16 protein-coding genes are annotated in these 16,500 nt (G+C 68.1%); 7 read left to right on the top strand and 9 right to left on the bottom strand.

Going from position 1 to position 16,500, the window contains the following annotated elements; genetic code table 11:
* Positions 1 to 65: 65 nt before the first annotated feature.
* Positions 66 to 590: a hypothetical protein gene (locus MPLG2_RS00770; protein ID WP_105184499.1), complete on the bottom strand. Its 525-nt coding sequence runs from the start codon at positions 588 to 590 to the stop codon at positions 66 to 68.
* Between the two features lie 124 nt (positions 591 to 714).
* Positions 715 to 1,347 (bottom strand): TrmH family RNA methyltransferase, encoded by a 633-nt coding sequence (locus MPLG2_RS00765; protein WP_173909642.1) that lies wholly within the window; start codon positions 1,345 to 1,347, stop codon positions 715 to 717.
* A 98-nt stretch (positions 1,348 to 1,445) separates the two neighbouring features.
* On the opposite strand from MPLG2_RS00765, the gene MPLG2_RS00760 reads away from it, so the two are divergent.
* The 3 genes from MPLG2_RS00760 (at position 1,446) to MPLG2_RS00750 (ending at position 3,143) form a co-directional block, all read left to right on the top strand.
* Positions 1,446 to 2,141 (top strand): DedA family protein, encoded by a 696-nt coding sequence (locus tag MPLG2_RS00760; RefSeq protein ID WP_231935734.1) that lies wholly within the window; start codon positions 1,446 to 1,448, stop codon positions 2,139 to 2,141.
* 81 nt (positions 2,142 to 2,222) lie between these two features.
* The gene (locus MPLG2_RS00755) at positions 2,223 to 2,666 is read left to right on the top strand and encodes a helix-turn-helix domain-containing protein (protein ID WP_105184498.1); all 444 of its coding nucleotides are present in this window, start codon (positions 2,223 to 2,225) and stop codon (positions 2,664 to 2,666) included.
* 9 nt (positions 2,667 to 2,675) lie between these two features.
* On the top strand, positions 2,676 to 3,143 hold the full coding sequence (locus MPLG2_RS00750; protein WP_105184497.1) for a VOC family protein: 468 nt from the start codon (positions 2,676 to 2,678) through the stop codon (positions 3,141 to 3,143).
* A 115-nt stretch (positions 3,144 to 3,258) separates the two neighbouring features.
* Here MPLG2_RS00750 and MPLG2_RS00745 read toward each other — a convergent pair whose 3' ends face one another.
* The 3 genes from MPLG2_RS00745 to MPLG2_RS00735 form a co-directional block, all read right to left on the bottom strand.
* The gene (locus tag MPLG2_RS00745; protein ID WP_105184496.1) at positions 3,259 to 4,173 is read right to left on the bottom strand and encodes a LemA family protein; all 915 of its coding nucleotides are present in this window, start codon (positions 4,171 to 4,173) and stop codon (positions 3,259 to 3,261) included.
* Positions 4,174 to 4,511: 338 nt separating this feature from the next.
* Positions 4,512 to 5,051, bottom strand: coding sequence for an orotate phosphoribosyltransferase (gene pyrE / locus MPLG2_RS00740; protein WP_105184495.1), 540 nt, complete (start codon positions 5,049 to 5,051; stop codon positions 4,512 to 4,514).
* Between the two features lie 28 nt (positions 5,052 to 5,079).
* On the bottom strand, positions 5,080 to 5,754 hold the full coding sequence (locus MPLG2_RS00735) for a class E sortase (protein ID WP_158680753.1): 675 nt from the start codon (positions 5,752 to 5,754) through the stop codon (positions 5,080 to 5,082).
* A 146-nt stretch (positions 5,755 to 5,900) separates the two neighbouring features.
* Between MPLG2_RS00735 and MPLG2_RS00730 the strand changes: the two genes are divergently transcribed.
* Positions 5,901 to 7,097, top strand: a complete 1,197-nt coding sequence (locus MPLG2_RS00730; RefSeq protein WP_173909585.1) for a DDE-type integrase/transposase/recombinase — start codon at positions 5,901 to 5,903, stop codon at positions 7,095 to 7,097.
* A 68-nt stretch (positions 7,098 to 7,165) separates the two neighbouring features.
* Here the strand turns inward: MPLG2_RS00730 and MPLG2_RS00725 are convergent, their stop codons facing one another.
* A complete protein-coding gene (locus MPLG2_RS00725; RefSeq protein WP_231935733.1) occupies positions 7,166 to 7,990 on the bottom strand; it encodes a spermidine synthase in 825 nt (274 codons plus the stop codon).
* The gene (locus tag MPLG2_RS00720) at positions 7,987 to 8,574 is read right to left on the bottom strand and encodes a CPBP family intramembrane glutamic endopeptidase (protein WP_158680752.1); all 588 of its coding nucleotides are present in this window, start codon (positions 8,572 to 8,574) and stop codon (positions 7,987 to 7,989) included. The genes MPLG2_RS00725 and MPLG2_RS00720 overlap by 4 nt, the downstream gene beginning before the upstream one ends.
* 199 nt (positions 8,575 to 8,773) lie before the next feature.
* Between MPLG2_RS00720 and MPLG2_RS00715 the strand changes: the two genes are divergently transcribed.
* Complete coding sequence (locus MPLG2_RS00715) at positions 8,774 to 9,154, top strand: DUF6394 family protein (RefSeq protein ID WP_105184492.1); 381 nt, start codon at positions 8,774 to 8,776, stop codon at positions 9,152 to 9,154.
* 10 nt (positions 9,155 to 9,164) lie between these two features.
* The gene (locus MPLG2_RS00710; protein ID WP_105184491.1) at positions 9,165 to 10,913 is read left to right on the top strand and encodes a potassium channel family protein; all 1,749 of its coding nucleotides are present in this window, start codon (positions 9,165 to 9,167) and stop codon (positions 10,911 to 10,913) included.
* A 10-nt stretch (positions 10,914 to 10,923) separates the two neighbouring features.
* On the opposite strand, the gene MPLG2_RS00705 is transcribed toward MPLG2_RS00710, so the two are convergent.
* Complete coding sequence (locus tag MPLG2_RS00705; RefSeq protein ID WP_197710023.1) at positions 10,924 to 11,868, bottom strand: sulfite exporter TauE/SafE family protein; 945 nt, start codon at positions 11,866 to 11,868, stop codon at positions 10,924 to 10,926.
* 401 nt (positions 11,869 to 12,269) lie between these two features.
* Positions 12,270 to 14,852 carry an ATP-dependent chaperone ClpB gene (clpB, locus tag MPLG2_RS00700; RefSeq protein ID WP_105184490.1) on the bottom strand — a complete coding sequence of 861 codons (2,583 nt, stop codon included), beginning with the start codon at positions 14,850 to 14,852 and terminating at the stop codon, positions 12,270 to 12,272.
* A gap of 514 nt (positions 14,853 to 15,366) precedes the next feature.
* On the opposite strand from clpB, the gene MPLG2_RS00695 reads away from it, so the two are divergent.
* Positions 15,367 to 16,467 (top strand): OmpA family protein, encoded by a 1,101-nt coding sequence (locus tag MPLG2_RS00695; protein ID WP_158680751.1) that lies wholly within the window; start codon positions 15,367 to 15,369, stop codon positions 16,465 to 16,467.
* Positions 16,468 to 16,500: the final 33 nt, after the last annotated feature.

Raw genomic sequence — 16,500 nt, 5'->3', positions numbered from 1 at the left:
TTTCAAAAGTCGCCCGGACGCGCGACCCATTCGCCAAAGCCCGGCGATCACCCCGCACGCCGGGTTCAGTCGTCGAGCCGAGACAGGTCGATCCAGCAGCGCCCGCCCGACAACGCTCGCACCGCCGAGTCGATGTTGGCGGGCAGGGCGCTCAGGTACTCCATCGGTACTGCGGCCGAACGACCGTCACGACCCTGAACCGCAAGCCGCGCGGATCGTCCGAAGCGGCCGGGGTTGGCCAGCACGGCACCCACTTCGGGCCAGGTCAGCCACAGGTTGGCGATCCACGCGCCGTCGCGGGTGACGGCGAACGCCGGCCCCGGGGCCACCGTTCGGGCCTCGCTGCGGGCGATCAGCAGGCCGACGGTGCTGATGATCACCCAGATCAGGCCGATCACCAGGGCCGACCCGACCAGCCAGGGGCCCCACGACCCCACCTGGGCGGCGAAGAAGTACCAGACGGCGGCGCCGACGGCCACCGAGAACGCCGTCGAGATCAGCCGCTGAATCAGCATCGAGCGCCAACGCTTGACCTTGGCCTGCACGGCCTCGGGCGCGTAGAACACCACGTACTCGCCGACACCGTTCACGCGCCCATGCTAGCCAAGCGGGTGGACGACCCTGTCACGGCCACCGGACGGTTGTTGCGCCACTTTCGGCGACCCCGGCGAAAGTGGCGCGACAACCGTTCCAGAGGGCCTCGCAGGTGCGCACTCAGACCCCGGGACGCCCCCAGGTCAGCGCCCAGTGGTACATGGCGATCGCGGCCGCGGCGCCCGCGTTCAGCGAGCGGGTGGAGCCGTACTGGGTGATCGACACCAGGCCGGCGCAGCCGCGCACCACCTCGTCGGTCAGCCCCGGGCCTTCGGAGCCGAACACCAGACAGCAACGTTGCGGCAGTTCGGCGCTCTCGAGCGGCACCGAGCCGGGCAGGTTGTCGACCCCGATCGGGGTGACGCCCTGTTGCGCCAGCGCGGCGAGAAACGACGGCACGTCGGGGTGGTGGTGCACGTGCAGGTAGCGGTCGGTGACCATCGCCCCGCGCCGGTTCCAGCGCCGCCGGCCCAGAATGTGCACCGCCGTGGCGTTGAACGCGTTGGCGGTGCGCACGATCGAACCGATGTTGAAGTCGTGCTCCCAGTTCTGAATAGCCACGTGCAGCGGGTTGCGCCTGGTGTCGAGGTCGGCCACGATCGCGTCCAACCGCCAGTAGCGGTACGCGTCGATGACGTTGCGCCGGTCGCCGTGCTCGAGCAGGGCCGGGTCGAGCCGGGGGTCGTCGGGCCAGGGACGGGGGTGCGGCCCGACTCCGACGGACGGGGCGGTGGGATCGTCCGCCTCGTCGATCAGCTCGCGTTCGCCCGGGCGATCGGGCGACGCGCCCGCGGGCCGCGCAGGGTTGTCGCTTAGCGGGTGCACAGCGCACCACGGTAGCCTGAGTAACCGTGACCCTGCTGACTTTGCTCGTGCCACTGCTGCTGCCTGACTGGATGGACCCCGAGTACCTGATTCACGCCCTGGGCAACTGGGCCCTGTGGGGAGTGGCTCTGGTGCTGATCATCGAGTGCTCGATCTTCCCGATCCTGCCCGGTGACTCACTGCTGTTCACCGTGGGCATGTTCATCGCCATCGTGCCCCCGGCGATCACGTTTCCGGGAATGAGCCAACCGATGGTGCTGCTCGTCTCGTGCCTGGTGCTGATGACGGCAGCGGTGCTCGGCAACGTTGCGGGCTACTTCGTCGGCAAGTGGATCGGCCCGGCGATCTTCAAACCACGCGAAGGGTTCTGGGGCCGGGTGTTCGACCCCAAGCGCGTCGACCAGACCCACGAACTCATGGAGCGCTACGGCCCCCGTGCGTTGGTGCTGGCGCGCTTCGTGCCGTTCGCGCGCACGTTCATCACGTTGATCGCCGGCATCGGCCGCATGAACTTTCGCAAGTTCATCACCTGGACGGGCGTCGGTGCGGTGGTGTGGGCGGCCGGCTTGACCGTGCTGGGCTACCTGGTCGGCAACGCCCCGATGATTCGCGACAACCTCGAACTGGTGCTGATCATCATCGTGCTGGTCTCGGTGCTGCCCATGGTGTTCGAGTACCTGCGCGAGCGGCGCAAGCTGAAGGCGCAGGCCCCGGCCGAGTGACTCGGTGCCGGTGAGCGAGTCGGCGGCCCGTACAGTCAGTTCGTCAAGCGCCACGTCGGCACCCACGCCTAGACTCACCCGATGAGCACCGCCCGGGCCCACGACGACGTGCTCGTGCATCTACGGGCCGCCCGCGACCACGCCGACCGGCACTTCACCGAGCCGCTCGATCTGGAGCAGTTGGCCGCCGTCGCCCGGTTGAGCAAGTACCACTTTCAGCGGCTCTTCAGCGCCACCTACGGGTTGAGCCCGGCCGCGTATCTGTCGCGCCGACGTATCGAGCGGGCCCAAGACCTGCTGCGCGCCACCAACCTCTCGGTCACCGAGGTGTGCCACGCGGTCGGGTTCAGCAGCCTGGGCTCGTTCAGTGCCCGTTTTCGTGAGGTGGTGGGTGAGCCGCCGAGTGCGTTTCAGGCCCGCTATGCAGCTTCGGGCGCGCCACACATACCCGGGTGCTACGTGTTCATGTGGGGCCTGGCCGAGACCGCAAGCCAGAAGAAGCGTCCCGGCGGTGACGATTCCTAGGCTGATCGCATGATCACCAATGTTTCTCTCGTCAGCGTATGGGTGAAGGATCAGGACGCCTCGCTCGCCTTCTACACCGACGTCCTGGGCTTCGAGGTGGGCGACGACGTGCGCCTGGCCGAAGACTTTCGCTGGTTGACGGTCGTGCACCCCAGCCAGCCCGAACTGCACCTGCACCTGACCACACCCGGCCCTCCGCTGTCGGACGAGTTGCAGCAGGCCATTCATCGCTCGCTGGACGGCGGCGGCATGCCCGGTGTGGGCCTCACCGTGGACGACTGCCGCGCCACCTACGAGCAACTGAAGGCCAAAGGGGTCACGTTCCTGCAGGAGCCGGCGGAGCGTCCCTACGGCGTCGAGGCGCTGCTGCGCGACAACTCCGGCAACTGGATGGTGATGGTCGAGCGGCGGCCCTACGATCCCGACGCGATGACCGTGGAGGATCTGGAGGGCGCAGGGCTTCCCGACCAGAACTGAGCCGCGGCTGTCGTCCACGACGCAAAGGGCTCCCGGACCATCGTGCCGGGAGCCCTTCATAGCTGGTTGAGCGTGTCGAAACTCCTGACCAAACAGGGCCTCGACAGGCGATGCGTCAGGTCTGCGGCGGGTTGTAACCGCCCTGGTTCGACTGGCCACCCTGGCTCGACTGGCCGCCTTGACCCTGCTGCGGGTACTGCTGGGGCTGGCCATACTGCTGGCCCGGCTGCGGGGCCTGGTACTGCTGCGGCGGCTGCTGCTGGTACTGCTGCGGCGGCTGCTGCTGGTACTGCGGCTGCTCGTTCAGCTCGCCCGGCGCCGGGGCCTGATAGCTCTGGCCCTGGTAGCCCTGCGGGTTGGGCAGATCGTTGGACGACTGCGGGGCAGCGTTGAGCTGGGCGTTGGTGGGCTCGGCGTTGCCCTGCTGCTCGTCGCCGCGGTAGCTGATCTCGCCGAAGTTCACATCAGGCGCGCGGCGCACCTCGGCGTCGTTGACCTCGAAGTAGGTGGCCTTCTCGAAGTGGTACATGCCTGCCAGGATGTTCGAAGGGAACGAGTCGATCTTGGTGTTGTAGTTGCGCACGTTCGCGTTGTAGAAGCGGCGTCCGGCGGCGATGCGATCTTCGGTGTCGGTGAGTTCGCGCTGCAGTTCGAGAAAGTTCTGGTTGCTCTGCAACTGCGGGTACGCCTCGACGCTCACGATCAGGTTGCGCACGGCGGCCGACAACTGCTCTTCGGCCTGGGCCCGCTGAGCGGCGGTGCCACCCTGCTGCGCCAGAGCCGCGGCCTGGTTACGCATGCGGGTGACGCCTTCGAGCGTGTTGCGCTCATGGGCGGCGTAGGCGCGCACGGTTTCGACCAGTCTGGGAATGAGGTCGTAGCGGCGGTTCAGTTCGACGTCGATCTGACGCCAGGACTCCTGGATCATGTTCCGGTCACGCGCGAACCCGTTGTACAGCGATACCGCGTACAGGCCGATGCCGACCGCGAGGACCACCAGAATCACCAGGAACCACAAAATGCCTGACATGGGGCTACTCCTTGTCGTGGATTGTGCTCGCCAGCCTAACGGGTGGTCGTCGCAATGCGGCGAGTGGTGGCGCCGTCCGGCTGTGGACCAGGGGCGGCAGTGACCGGGAACACGTTCTCACGTTCGGCGCCCTCGAGGTCCCGGCGTTCGACTCACAGCCGGGATGACGAAAGCCAGTCCGCCACCCACGTCATGAGACTTGGCGCGAGTTGGGGACGGTTCCTCACTCGCGCCACATTCCTCCTCCCGCGACAGGTCCCGCCGTTCGTCGGGAGGACGAGCCGCCACGACGCGCACCTTTGAGCGCAGCGGTCTCGACAAGCTCGACAGACGGCGCGCTACAGCCCCAGGTCGGCCAGTCCCACGGCGTACCGGTACGGGACGCCTTCCGCCTCGATGCGCTCCGCCGCACCCGTGTTGCGGTCGACGATCACCGCGACGCCGACCACCTCGCCGCCCTCGGCGCGGACGGCCTCGATCGCCTCCAGCGGCGAACCACCGGTGGTGGAGGTGTCTTCGACGACCAGCACGCGCCGTCCATCGACCGTGGCTCCCTCGATGCGGCGCTGCATGCCGTGGGCCTTGGCGGCCTTGCGCACCACGATGGCGTCCAGACGGCCACCCGAGGCGGCCTTGGCGTGCAGCATGGCGGTGGCCACCGGATCGGCGCCCATGGTCATGCCGCCCACCACATCAAAGCTCCAGTCGGCCACCAGTTCGTTCATCACCCGTCCGACCAACGGTGCCGCGACGCCGTCGAGCGTCACCCGGCGCATGTCGACGTAGTAGTCGGCCTCGGCACCCGAGGTGAGCGTGACCTTGCCGTGCACCACGGCCAGGTTCTTGATGTGTTCGATGAGCTCGTCGCGATCGGCCATGCGGCTCAGGCTAGTGCCAGGCGAGGGGTCACTTCTTGTCGGTCCCGACCAGTTTGCCGAACGCGATCGAACGCTCCGGGGAGTGAAAGAAGTTGCGGCACGTGACCAGGGTGATCAGCGCCTCGGTCGGCTTGGCGCCGGCCTGTCCGGGCACCGGGTCGATCACCCAGGTCTCGCTGCTGTCGACGGTGAGGTTCTTGGGGTAGTTGGTCAGTTCGTAGGTGTAGATCGCCGTGCGCGTCTCGACGATCACCTTCGACCCCGGCTTGAGGTCGAGCAGCGGCACGAACGGCCCGGACGCACCGCGATGGCCGGCGACGGCGAAGTTGCCGACCTGCCCGGGGGCCGCGGTGCTATCGAACCAACCGACTCCGACGTTGAGCGAATAGGGCGTGGTACCGGTCACCACGGCGACCTCGTAGTCGGGGCCGAACTCGGGAATGCGCATCAGCGCGACCGCGTTGCCGGGAATCTTGGCCGAGGGCGATTTGCCCGCCGACCACTCCTTCTTCACCTCGTCGACCTGCTGTTGCGCGGCTTTCACGTCCATCACTGGGTTGAAGTAGGCGTCGTACACGTACAGGCCCACGAACGACAGCCCGGTGACCAGCAGCAGCGCCCCGACGATCGTGAGCAGGCGACGCCGCGGCCTGGGCGCCGGCGATTGCGGCGCAGGCGCGGGCAGCGTCAACGTGTCCCCCACGGCGTCCATTGTGAACGCGGCTACGGCGATCGACAACCTCACGACTTGACTCACGTAAAAGGTCCGGGAAGGGCGGCGCGTGCCTCAGACGAGGATGTCCGCGTAGCTGCTGGGGTTCCCTGGGTCGTGTGAGCAGGGAGTTGTCGATGGCGTCGCGCCGTGATCTGACGAAGAAGTTCGCCCGTGAGTACGCGAAGGCGGACAAAGCTGCCAAGGGCGAGATCCTCGATGCCCTGGTGGCGTCGACCGGTTGGACCCGTGATCATGCCCGCCGCGCGATCCGGGCCGCCGCGGCCCGCAAGGGCGCCGCTCGTGACCAGCAACGCAAACGGCGATCCCGCAAGTACTCCTACGATGCGCTGATCGTGTTGCAGGAAGTGTGGCGATTATCGGGCCAGCCCTGCGGCAAGTACCTCGTCGCGATCATGGACGACACGCTGGCCCGGCTAGTTCGTGATCGTGAGCTCGGCAAGGTCGCCGACCGGCTCACCGACGCGGTGATCGACGAACTGCGAGCAATGTCGGCGGCCTCGATCGACCGCTATCTGCAACCGCACAAGGCCGCCGCCTACCCGGCAGCGGGCCTGTCCAGCACCCGCCCGTCGCACATCCTGCGGTCCTCGATCCCAGTCCGGGCCGCGACCGACGAGCCGATCACCCAGCCGGGTTTCCTGGAGTTGGACACGGTCGCCCACTGCGGCCACACCTTGAAAGGCGAGTTCCTGCGCACCTTGTCAGCCACCGATGTGGTGACCGGCTGGAGCATGCTGCGCAGCATCCGCAACAACGCCTTCGTGCACGTCCACGACGGCCTGGAATGGATCGCGAAACACACCCCCGTCCCGATCGCCGGGATGGACTTCGACAACGGCTCCGAGTTCATGAACTGGTCCGTGATCGCCTGGTGCGACGACCACCACATCCCCATCACCCGCGGCCGGCCCTACCACCACAACGACAACGCCCACATCGAGCAACGCAACGGCGACTGGGTCCGCCGCCACGCCTTCCGCTACCGCTACGAAACCGACGCCGAGCTTGACCTGCTCAACCAGCTCTGGGACCTCGTCATGGCCCGCAAGAACCACCTCCTGCCCTGCGTCAAAGCCACCGGCTGGGCCCACACAAGCTCCGGCCGCAAGAAACGGATCTACGACAAACCCAAGACCCCCTACCAGCGGCTCCTCGACACCGCAACCCTCGACGACACCACCCGAACCCGACTCGCCGCCGAACACGACCTGCTCAACCCCGCCCGCATCACCCGCGGCATCAACCACATCCAGCAACAACTCATCGACCTCGCCAAAGCACGCACCCTCGGCACCCGACCCGCCGCCTAACCATCCGGACATTTCAAGTGAGGCACGCGTCAATCCCTCGCGGACATCTTGACGTGAGGCAAGACGCCTCACCCGTACCAGGTGTGCCCGCTGGTCGGCCCGTGGCTGTCGCGCGGCGCGACGTCGGTGAACGGCGCGGCACCGCCGATCCAGCGCTTCAGGGACGCCCCGGCGAGGGCTCGGTAGCCGAACAACGCCTGCCGCGACACGGCGTCCAGGGCGTCGACGGGCAGGGTCGAACGCGCCGCCACCAGCACGAAGTTGCCGTACCGCCGGCCCTTCCAGACCGAGGTCTCGGCGGTCGCCAGGGCGTGCCGGAAGTGCTCGGCCACCCCGGCCAGGCAGGCGCGCGACCAGCCGAACGGCGACTCGTCCGCCAGATTCATGATCAGCACGCCGCCGGATCGCAGCACCCGCGACACGTCGGCGAAGAACTCGGTGGTGGCGAGCGCGCCGGGCACGTGCAGCCCGTCGAAGGCGTCGACGATCACCGCGTCGGCGTAGTCGGGCGGCATCGCGGCCAGGCCGCTGCGGCCGTCGACCTCGCGCACCTTGATGCCGCTGCGGGGCGGTAGCGGCAGTTTGCGCCGCACCTCGGCCAGCAGTTCGCCGTCGGGTTCGCACACCACCTGAGCCGTGCCCGGGCGCACCGCGCACAGCCAGCGCGGCAGCGTCATGCCGCCCCCGCCCAGATGGACGACCCGCAGCCGAGCGTCACGGTCGCGGCCCAGGATCGTGACCCGCAGAATCTCGGCGATGCGTTGCACATACTCGAATTCGAGCCGCAACGGGTCGTCGGGGTCGACCCACGACTGCTGGGTCTTGCCGGTGCGCACCAGAAACGCCCCGCGCACCTCACGGTCGGCTTCGACCCGGTCGTTCACGCCGCTCACCGGGTAAGGGTCGCGACGACCCCCGCGATCAGGTTGCCGGCACCGTGCGCCGCCCACGGCAGCAACAGCGAGCCGGTGCGCTGCCGCACCCAGCCCACCATCAGCGCAGGGCCGACGCCCAGCGCGAAAGCCGCCAGGCAGGCGGCCACGTCACGATCGACGAACAGCCAGTGCGCCGTGCCACGCACCAGGCCACACAGCAGGGCCTGCGTCAGGTTGGCCAGCAGCGCCCCCCCGCGCTTACCGCTCAGCCAGGCCAGCATGAAGCCGCGAAAGAAGATCTCTTCGCTCAACGCCGTCTGCACCACCGCCACCAGCAGCACCGCGAGCCACAGAAAGTACCCCTCACCCGCCATCGTCGCCGACGACCGGTCGAGCAGCGCGCTGCCCAGAAACCCCAGCCCGGCCAGCACCGTCGCACCCAGCACCAGCGGGTCGGCGCCGTGCTTGACCCGCCGGAAGCCGAGCCAGCGCAGAAACGAACCGTCGGGCCGCGAGGCGTTCAACCAGTACGCCAGGGGCACCAGCGCGAAGACCGCGACCTGTCCGGGCACGCCGACCAGCAGGGTCATCGTCAGGTCCATGGCGTCAGTGTGGCCCAAACGCAGCCGCAGCGCGTCCGCCACGACACCGCAGACGACCGGGCCGCAGCCCACATTGCTCAGCTTTGGGTTCGTTGCTCAGGTTTGAACCGCGGCAACGAATCCAAACGTGCGCAACGTCGCCACCACGAATCAGTCGGGCCCCCTCGCTAGAGTGGGCCGCGACCAGCAGGGAGGCTGCATGAACTCGGAAAAAGTCATCTTCGGCTTCTTCATCACCCTGGCCGCGGCCCTCAACTTCGGCTTCTGGACCGGCGAGATGGACCGCGTCGAACTGCACAACGTCTGGGAGCTGGCCGCGGCCATCGTGGCCAGCCTGATCGCCACCGTGCTCAAGTTCGGCGACCGCACGCAGCTCGGCGCCGTCCATCTGGCCACGTCGCTGGTTGCCGACGTGCAGTTGATCGCCGGCGCCATTATCTGGACGTGGGCAGCCAGCCAGCCCGCGGGGGTCACCTCGCACGACATGGCGACGATCGTCTCGATGTCGGCCGGCGCCCTGCTGGCCAACGTGGTCTCGGTGGTGCTGATGATCAGCGAAATCATCACCGCACGACGGTGAGCCACCGACGGTGACCCAAAGCCCGCGGACGGCGATCAACAACGTCACCTACCTGTTTCTGCGGCGCATGCGCGTGCCGCTGGTGCTGGTGATCATGCTGTACACGGTCAGCGTGTTCGGGCTGGCGGTCATGCCGGGGGTCGACGACGCGGGCAACGCCACCGAGGGCATGGGCCTGTTCAACGCGTTCTACGTGATCAGCTACACCGCCACCACGATCGGCTTCGGCGAGCTGCCGCACCCCTACTCGACGGCGCAACGGCTGTGGATGGCGCTGTCGATCTACCTCACCGTGACCGGCTGGTCGTACGCGGTGGTGACCGTGGTGGGCCTGCTGCAGGAGCCGGCCTTTCAGAACGCCCTGCGGCACGGCCGCTACGCCCGGCGCATCCGCAACCTGAAAGAGCCGTTCTACATCGTCTGCGGGGTGGGCGAGACCGGCACCCTGGTCTGCCACGGCCTCGACCGGCTGGGCCTGCGGTTCGTGGTGATCGATTCGGACGCCAGCCGCATCGAACAGATCAAGCTCGAGAACTTCTATTCCGACCCGCCCAGCGTGATGGCGGACGCGTCCCAGCCGGCCACGCTGACCGGCGCCGGCCTGCTCTCGCCGCACTGCCGCGGCGTGATGGCGCTGGCGGTGGACGACGCGACCAACCGGGCCATCGCCGTGACCGTCCGGCTGCTGCGGCCGGGCCTGGCCGTGATGGCGCGGGTCGGCGATGCCGACACCGACCACTCCCGCGGGGCGTTCGGCGGCGACATGGTGACCAACCCGTTCGAGCGGTTCGCCACGTACCTGGCGCTGGCGGTGGCCCGTCCGGAGCGGTACCGCATGGGGCAGATTCTCACCGGCTTTCCCGGCGACGACCTGCCCGAGCCGCACCATCCGCCGCGCGGGCACTGGATCATGTGCGGCTATGGACGGTTCGGGCACGGCATTCGTGACGCGCTGACCAAGGCGGGCAACGAGGTCACCGTGATCGACAAGCTGCACTACGGCGAGAAGGGCGTCGACATCGAGGGCACTGGCACCGACTCGGCCAGCCTGATCAATGCCGGCATCGAGCATTCGGTGGGCATCGTGGCCGGCAACGCCAGCGACCTGAAGAACCTGGCCATCGCGCTGGTGGCCCGCGACCTCAAGCCCGACATCTTCATCGTCACCAGGCAGAACCAGGTGAGCAACGCGACGCTGTTCGAGGCCTTCCAAGACGACCTGTGCATGCAGCCCAGCCGCATCGTGGCCCGCGAGTTCCTGGCCCTGATCACCACCCCGCTGCTGGCCCGGTTCCGGTTCGAGATTCGAGGGGCGTCCGAGAAGTGGAGCGCCGACCTCACCGACGCGCTGAGCATGGTGAACGACGGCTACGTGCCCGAGGTGTGGGGCGTGACGATCAACGACGAGCAGGCGGCGGCCGTGACGGACGCGATTCGGCACGAACACTGGGTGAACATCGGCCACCTGCTGGTCGACCCCTACGACGCGTCCCGGCCGGCGAACGCCCTGGTGCTGATGGTGGCCCGGGGCGACGGCGGCGAGATTCTGCCGACCACCGGCTACCAGCTCGAGATCGGCGACCAGTTGCTGATCGCGGGCTCGCGCGAGGCCGCGAACCGGCTGCGGCTCACGCTGAACAACCCGAACGTGCTGTTCTACGTGCGCACCGGACGCGAGCGGGGCGGCGGTTGGGTGTGGCACCAGATGCGCGAGGGGAAGCGCTGGTGGATCAGGAAGCGCAATCGCCACAACGACTGAGCAAACGGGGTCAGGGGTCGCGCGACGCCTGGCTCTCGGGCACTGGATCACCCCGTGCCGACCGGCTGCCGTTGGTCCAGCTGTAGCGGCGGCGCAGCACGGCCCAGGCCAGCGGCCCGCCGACCAGCGCCACCCCCGAGGCGATCAGCACCAGCGGTGTGGCCACGCCGATCAGCTTCAGGCCCGAGGCCATCAGCAGAATGGCCAAGGCGCGACGAATGATGCCGCCGGGGGCCCTCGACGAGATCTGCGCGCCGATGAACGCGCCCGGAATCGCGCCGATCAGCAGCGACGTCGTGATGCCGAACGACACCTGCCCGTACAGCAAATGCCCCAGGGACGCCGCCGCCACCAGCGGAACGGCCTGCACCAGGTCGGTGCCCACCAGTTGCGACGGCTTCAGCGCCGGGTAGAGCACCAGCAGCAGGGTGAGAATCAGCGAGCCGGCGCCCACCGAGGTCATGCCCACCATCAGGCCGCCCAGGGCACCGAGGGCCACGGTGGGCAGCTTCTTGACCACGACCTCGGCCGAGGTCATGGGTGCCGGGCCTTCGCCCCAGGGCAGGCGCTTGCGGGTCATCTGAAACCAGGCCCGAATGATCAGCCCGCCGGCGGCCAGCAGCAGCGCGGCACCCAGCAGCGCGAGCAGAATCTGCTCGAAACCGGGAAAAACCTTGAGGTGGTCGACGATCACCGCACCCAGAAACCCTGCGGGCACCGAGCCGACGCACAGCCACAGCACCAGCTGCAGGTTCGCGGTCCTGCGCACCAGGTGCACGATGGCACCGGCGGGTTTCATGAACAGGCTGGTCACCACGTCGCTCGAAATGGCGGTCAGGGCGTCGACCTTGAAGAAGAACACCAGCACCGGCGTCATCAGCGCGCCGCCGCCCATGCCGGTCAGGCCCACCACGATGCCCACCAGCAGGCCGGCCACGGCGATACCGACGTCCACGGTGATCACCTCCCGATGGCTCGCTCGACCCGACGAGAATACATATCACCATTGAGACGCCCGGCGCGCGCCAGGTACTGGACCCCCAGCCCGAACGCACCATGGGGTCTCGAGCCCACCGATTCCGTCATCCCGGCGAGCGCCGGGCTCTCAGCCACCGACTCCGGCATCCCGGCGCACGCCGGGATCTCAGACGCACCCCGAGACCTTTGGAGATCCCGGGGCAAGCCCGGGATGACGTGGCTGCCGCCATTTCAGCGAACACCGGGCTCTCACCAACGACTCCATCCCGGCGAGCGCCGGGATCTCAGACGCGGCCAGCACACCTGTGGAGATCCCGGGGCAAGCCCGGGATGACAGGCCGCCGTCCTCCCGGCGAACGCCGGGATCCCCGTCGCGCTTCAGTCCTCGACGACCACCAGTCCGCTGTTGTCGGCGTTCACGTCGAACCGCACCGTGTCGCCGTCCAGAATCTCGCCGTTCAGCATGCGCCGCGCCAGGGCGTCCTCGATGGTGGTCTGCACCAACCGCTTCAGCGGACGCGCCCCGTACACCGGGTCGAAGCCGGTGAGCGCCAGCCAGTCCTTGCCGGCCTGCGACACCTCGACGTGAATGCGCCGGTCGGCCAGGCGGGCGTTCAGCCGGTTCAGCTGAATGTCGACGATGCGGGTGAGGTCGTCGGTGCCCAGCGGGGTGAACATGACGATCTCGTCGAGCCGGTTCAAGAACTCGGGCTTGAACGCCTGCCGCACCACCCCCATCACGGCCTGCTCCTTGAGTTCGGGCTCCAGGCTCTGGTCGGCCAGGTACTGCGAACCCAGGTTGCTGGTCATGATCAGAATCACGTTGCGAAAGTCGACCGTGCGGCCCTGACCGTCGGTGAGCCGTCCGTCATCGAGCACCTGCAGCAGAATGTTGAACACCTCGGGGTGCGCCTTCTCGACCTCGTCGAGCAGGATCACCGAGTACGGACGCCGCCGCACCGCTTCGGTGAGCTGACCGCCCTCTTCGTAGCCGATGTACCCGGGCGGGGCACCGACCAGGCGCGAGACCGAGTGCTTCTCGCCGTACTCGCTCATGTCGATGCGCACCATCGACCGCTCGTCGTCGAACAGAAACTCGGCCAGCGACTTGGCCAGCTCGGTCTTGCCCACACCGGTCGGGCCGAGGAACAGGAACGATCCGACCGGACGGTTGGGGTCGCTGATGCCGGCCCGCGAACGACGCACCGCGTCGGAGACGGCGATGACGGCCTCGCGCTGACCGATCAGCCGCTCGCCGAGGCGCTCCTCCATCTGCAGCAGCTTCTCGCTCTCGCCCTGCAGCAGCCGGCCGACCGGAATGCCGGTCCACGAGCCGACCACCTCGGCGATGTCGGTGGCCGACACCTCTTCGCTCACCATCGGCGCCCGGTCCTGCTCTTCGGTCTCGGCCGATTCCATCTCTGCCTGCAGGCTCGGGATCTCGCCGTACAGAATCTGGGACGCCCGGGTCAGGTCGCCCTCGCGCTGCGCCCGCTCGGCGGCGATGCGCAGTTCGTCCACCCTGGCCTTGAGCTCGCCCACCCGGTTGAGGCCTGATTTCTCGGCCTCCCAGCGACCTTCGAGGCCCCGGAGCTGTTCTTGCGCGTCGGCCAACTCGCTCTGCAGCCGCTGGTAGCGCTCGACCGAGGCCGGGTCGGTCTCTTTCTCGAGCGCGAAGCTCTGCATGGTCATGCGGTCGATGGTGCGGCGCAGTTGATCGATCTCTTCGGGTGAGCTGTCGATCTCCATACGCAGCCGCGAGGCGGCCTCGTCGATCAGGTCGATGGCCTTGTCGGGGAGTTGCCGGTTGGTGATGTAGCGGTTCGACAGGGTGGCCGCTGCCACCAGCGCGCCGTCGGTGATGCGCACCTTGTGGTGCGCCTCGTAGCGCTCGCGCAGGCCGCGCAGAATCGCGATGGTGTCTTCGACGGACGGCTCGCCGACGAACACCTGCTGGAAGCGCCGCTCCAGCGCGGGATCCTTCTCGATCCGTTCGCGGTACTCGTCCAGGGTGGTGGCGCCGATCATGCGCAGTTCGCCGCGGGCCAGCATCGGCTTGAGCATGTTGCCGGCATCCATCGACGAGTCGCCGGACGCCCCGGCTCCCACCACCGTGTGCAGCTCGTCGATGAAGGTGATGATCTGACCCTCGGCGTCGCGGATCTCGTTGAGCACCGCCTTCAGCCGCTCTTCGAACTCGCCGCGGTACTTGGCTCCGGCTACCATCGAGGCCAGGTCGAGGCTGACCACGCGGCGTCCCTTCAGCGAGTCGGGCACGTCACCGGCCACCACCCGCTGGGCGAGCCCTTCGACCACGGCGGTCTTGCCCACGCCGGGCTCGCCGATCAGCACCGGGTTGTTCTTGGTGCGCCGGGCCAGCACCTGTACCACGCGGCGGATCTCGGAATCGCGGCCGATCACCGGGTCGAGCTTGCCGTCGCGGGCCTTGGCGGTGAGGTCGACGGAGTACTTGTCGAGGGTCGATTCGCCGCCCTCTTGCTCGGCCGAGGTGATGCGCTTGTCGCCGCGGGCGTCGTTGAACGCCGTGATCAGCTTCTTCGGATCGGCGCCGAACTGCAGCAGGATCTTCTGCGCGTCGCTGACGATGGTGGCCAGGCCGATCATCAGGTGCTCGGTGGCGACGAACTCGTCGCCCATCTGTTCGGCGCGGGTCTCGGCGTCGGCCAGCACTCGGGCCAGGCTGCCCGACATGGTGGGCTGGCTGACCGAGTTGCCCGACGCGCTGGGCAACTTGGTGATCGCGCCCTGGGCCGCCGCGTCGACCACCTTGGGGTCGGCACCGACCGCGCTGAGCAGGCTGGCGACGGTGTTGTCGGGCACCATCAGCAGCGCGTGCAGCAGGTGCACCGGCTCGGCGTTGGGGTTGCCGTTGGTAAGTGCGTTGCGGAGGGCCGCCGACACTGCGTCGCGGCTCTTCGCGGTGAGCTTGGAAGTGTCCATGTGGTGTCGTTCTCCTGAAGAAATAAAGTTGAGTCTACTAAACTCAACCGAGTTTTCGAGGTGGGTATTCCGCGTTCTTCGCCCTCCTAACCTCGCAGTGCACAAGGAGCATGACAACCCCCGAAGCCTGCTCTGACCCGTCCGAACAACGACGTAGCTGCCCTTGTGACACGTCGCTGCCTGCATGCAGGCAGCGACGTGACCGAAAGGCAGCTACCTGGGGGTGGGGCTCGCTCGGGCCACACCTGAACCGTCGGGTGCCGCCTCCAGTCGTGGGTGGACGATGGGCGCCACCAGGGCGTGTCGCACAACCATGGGCGCAAAGCGAGGACGTGCCCGGAGCGGCCGATCGCACGGCGGAAGACGAATCGACAGTGGGTCCTATCGCCGAGGATGACAAGGCAGCGAGCGGTCGTTACGGGTGCGCCGCAGCGTGGTCAGGGTTATGCGACACGCCCTAGGCTGGCGAACGAACCATTCGCGCTCGAACAGCCCTCCAGGCAAGGAGAACCCGATGGACCTGCGCCGTCCGCGCACCCTCTCACTGTTGATCCCCCTGCTGATGGCGGCCCTGCTGGCCGGGTGCAGCCCGACCACCACGCCGTCTGCGACCGTGCCCGCGTCCGCCCCGCCGGCCGGCGGCAGCGTGATCAGCACCGGTGCCAGCACCAACCAGATGGTGAGCACGCTGCCGCAGGCCGTGGCCGACCAGTGGAACGCCCTGCAGGCCGCCGGCAAGGGCGTGGAGTGGATCAGTACGCCCAACACCACCGACGTCACCACCACCGACCTGGCTGTGGGTGCGGCCGACAGCCAGGGTCTGGTCGACCGCATCAACGCCGCCGCCGGTGCGGGCACCGACCGCTCGGTGCTCGCCGCGCTGGGCGACCTGAAGTCACCCGCGGGAGCTCCGGTGTGGGTGTTCTCGCCTCTGCTCGACACCCGCGACCCGCTCGACTTCAACGAACTCGCCTTCGACGAGACTCCGTCCGAGGTGGTCAAGGCGGTGAAGAAGGCCAAGGCGCTGCCCGACCTCAAGGGCCGTGTGGTCAGCTTCGTGATCAACCCGGTCGCCGGGGATCAGGCCGAACTGAGCGACCTGCAGACCGGCTACCTGCACGCGGTGTGGGAGGGCCTGGCCAAGGCCGCCGGGGCCAAACGGGTCGAGTTCTTCGACGGCACCGGCACCACCCCTGGGCAGGGCACCGGCCCGGCCGTGGCCGTTCCCCGGCCCGACGACGTCGACACCGCCACCGAGGGCACCGCGGTGGTGTGCACGCTGCCCAACCCGGCCCTGTTCATCATCAACACCCCGACTCTGATCGACCGCGGCAAGACCCTGCAGGGGTTGAAGAAGTGCCTGGCCAAAGCGCCCGAGAACTACCGGGTGGTGGTCGAGGGGCACACCTCGGGCGACTCGTCCGACAACGGCAGGGCGACCGTGGAGTTGTCGAAGCAGCGGGCCACCGTGGTGGCGGTGCTGCTCAAAGACCTGGACGTACCCGCGAAGGCGATCTACTCCGTGGTCGGCTACGGGCGCAGCAAGCCGCTCGTGCAGCCGCCGACAGACGCCCGCAACCGTGCCGTCGTCGTGCGTTTCGAGGTCACCGGCTGACAGCACTGAGCAGGAATGGGGACGGTTCTCGAT

The sequence above is a fragment of the Micropruina glycogenica genome (assembly GCF_900289045.1).
GTDB lineage: Bacteria > Actinomycetota > Actinomycetes > Propionibacteriales > Propionibacteriaceae > Micropruina > Micropruina glycogenica.
This window is presented reverse-complemented; position numbering and strand designations above follow the sequence as displayed.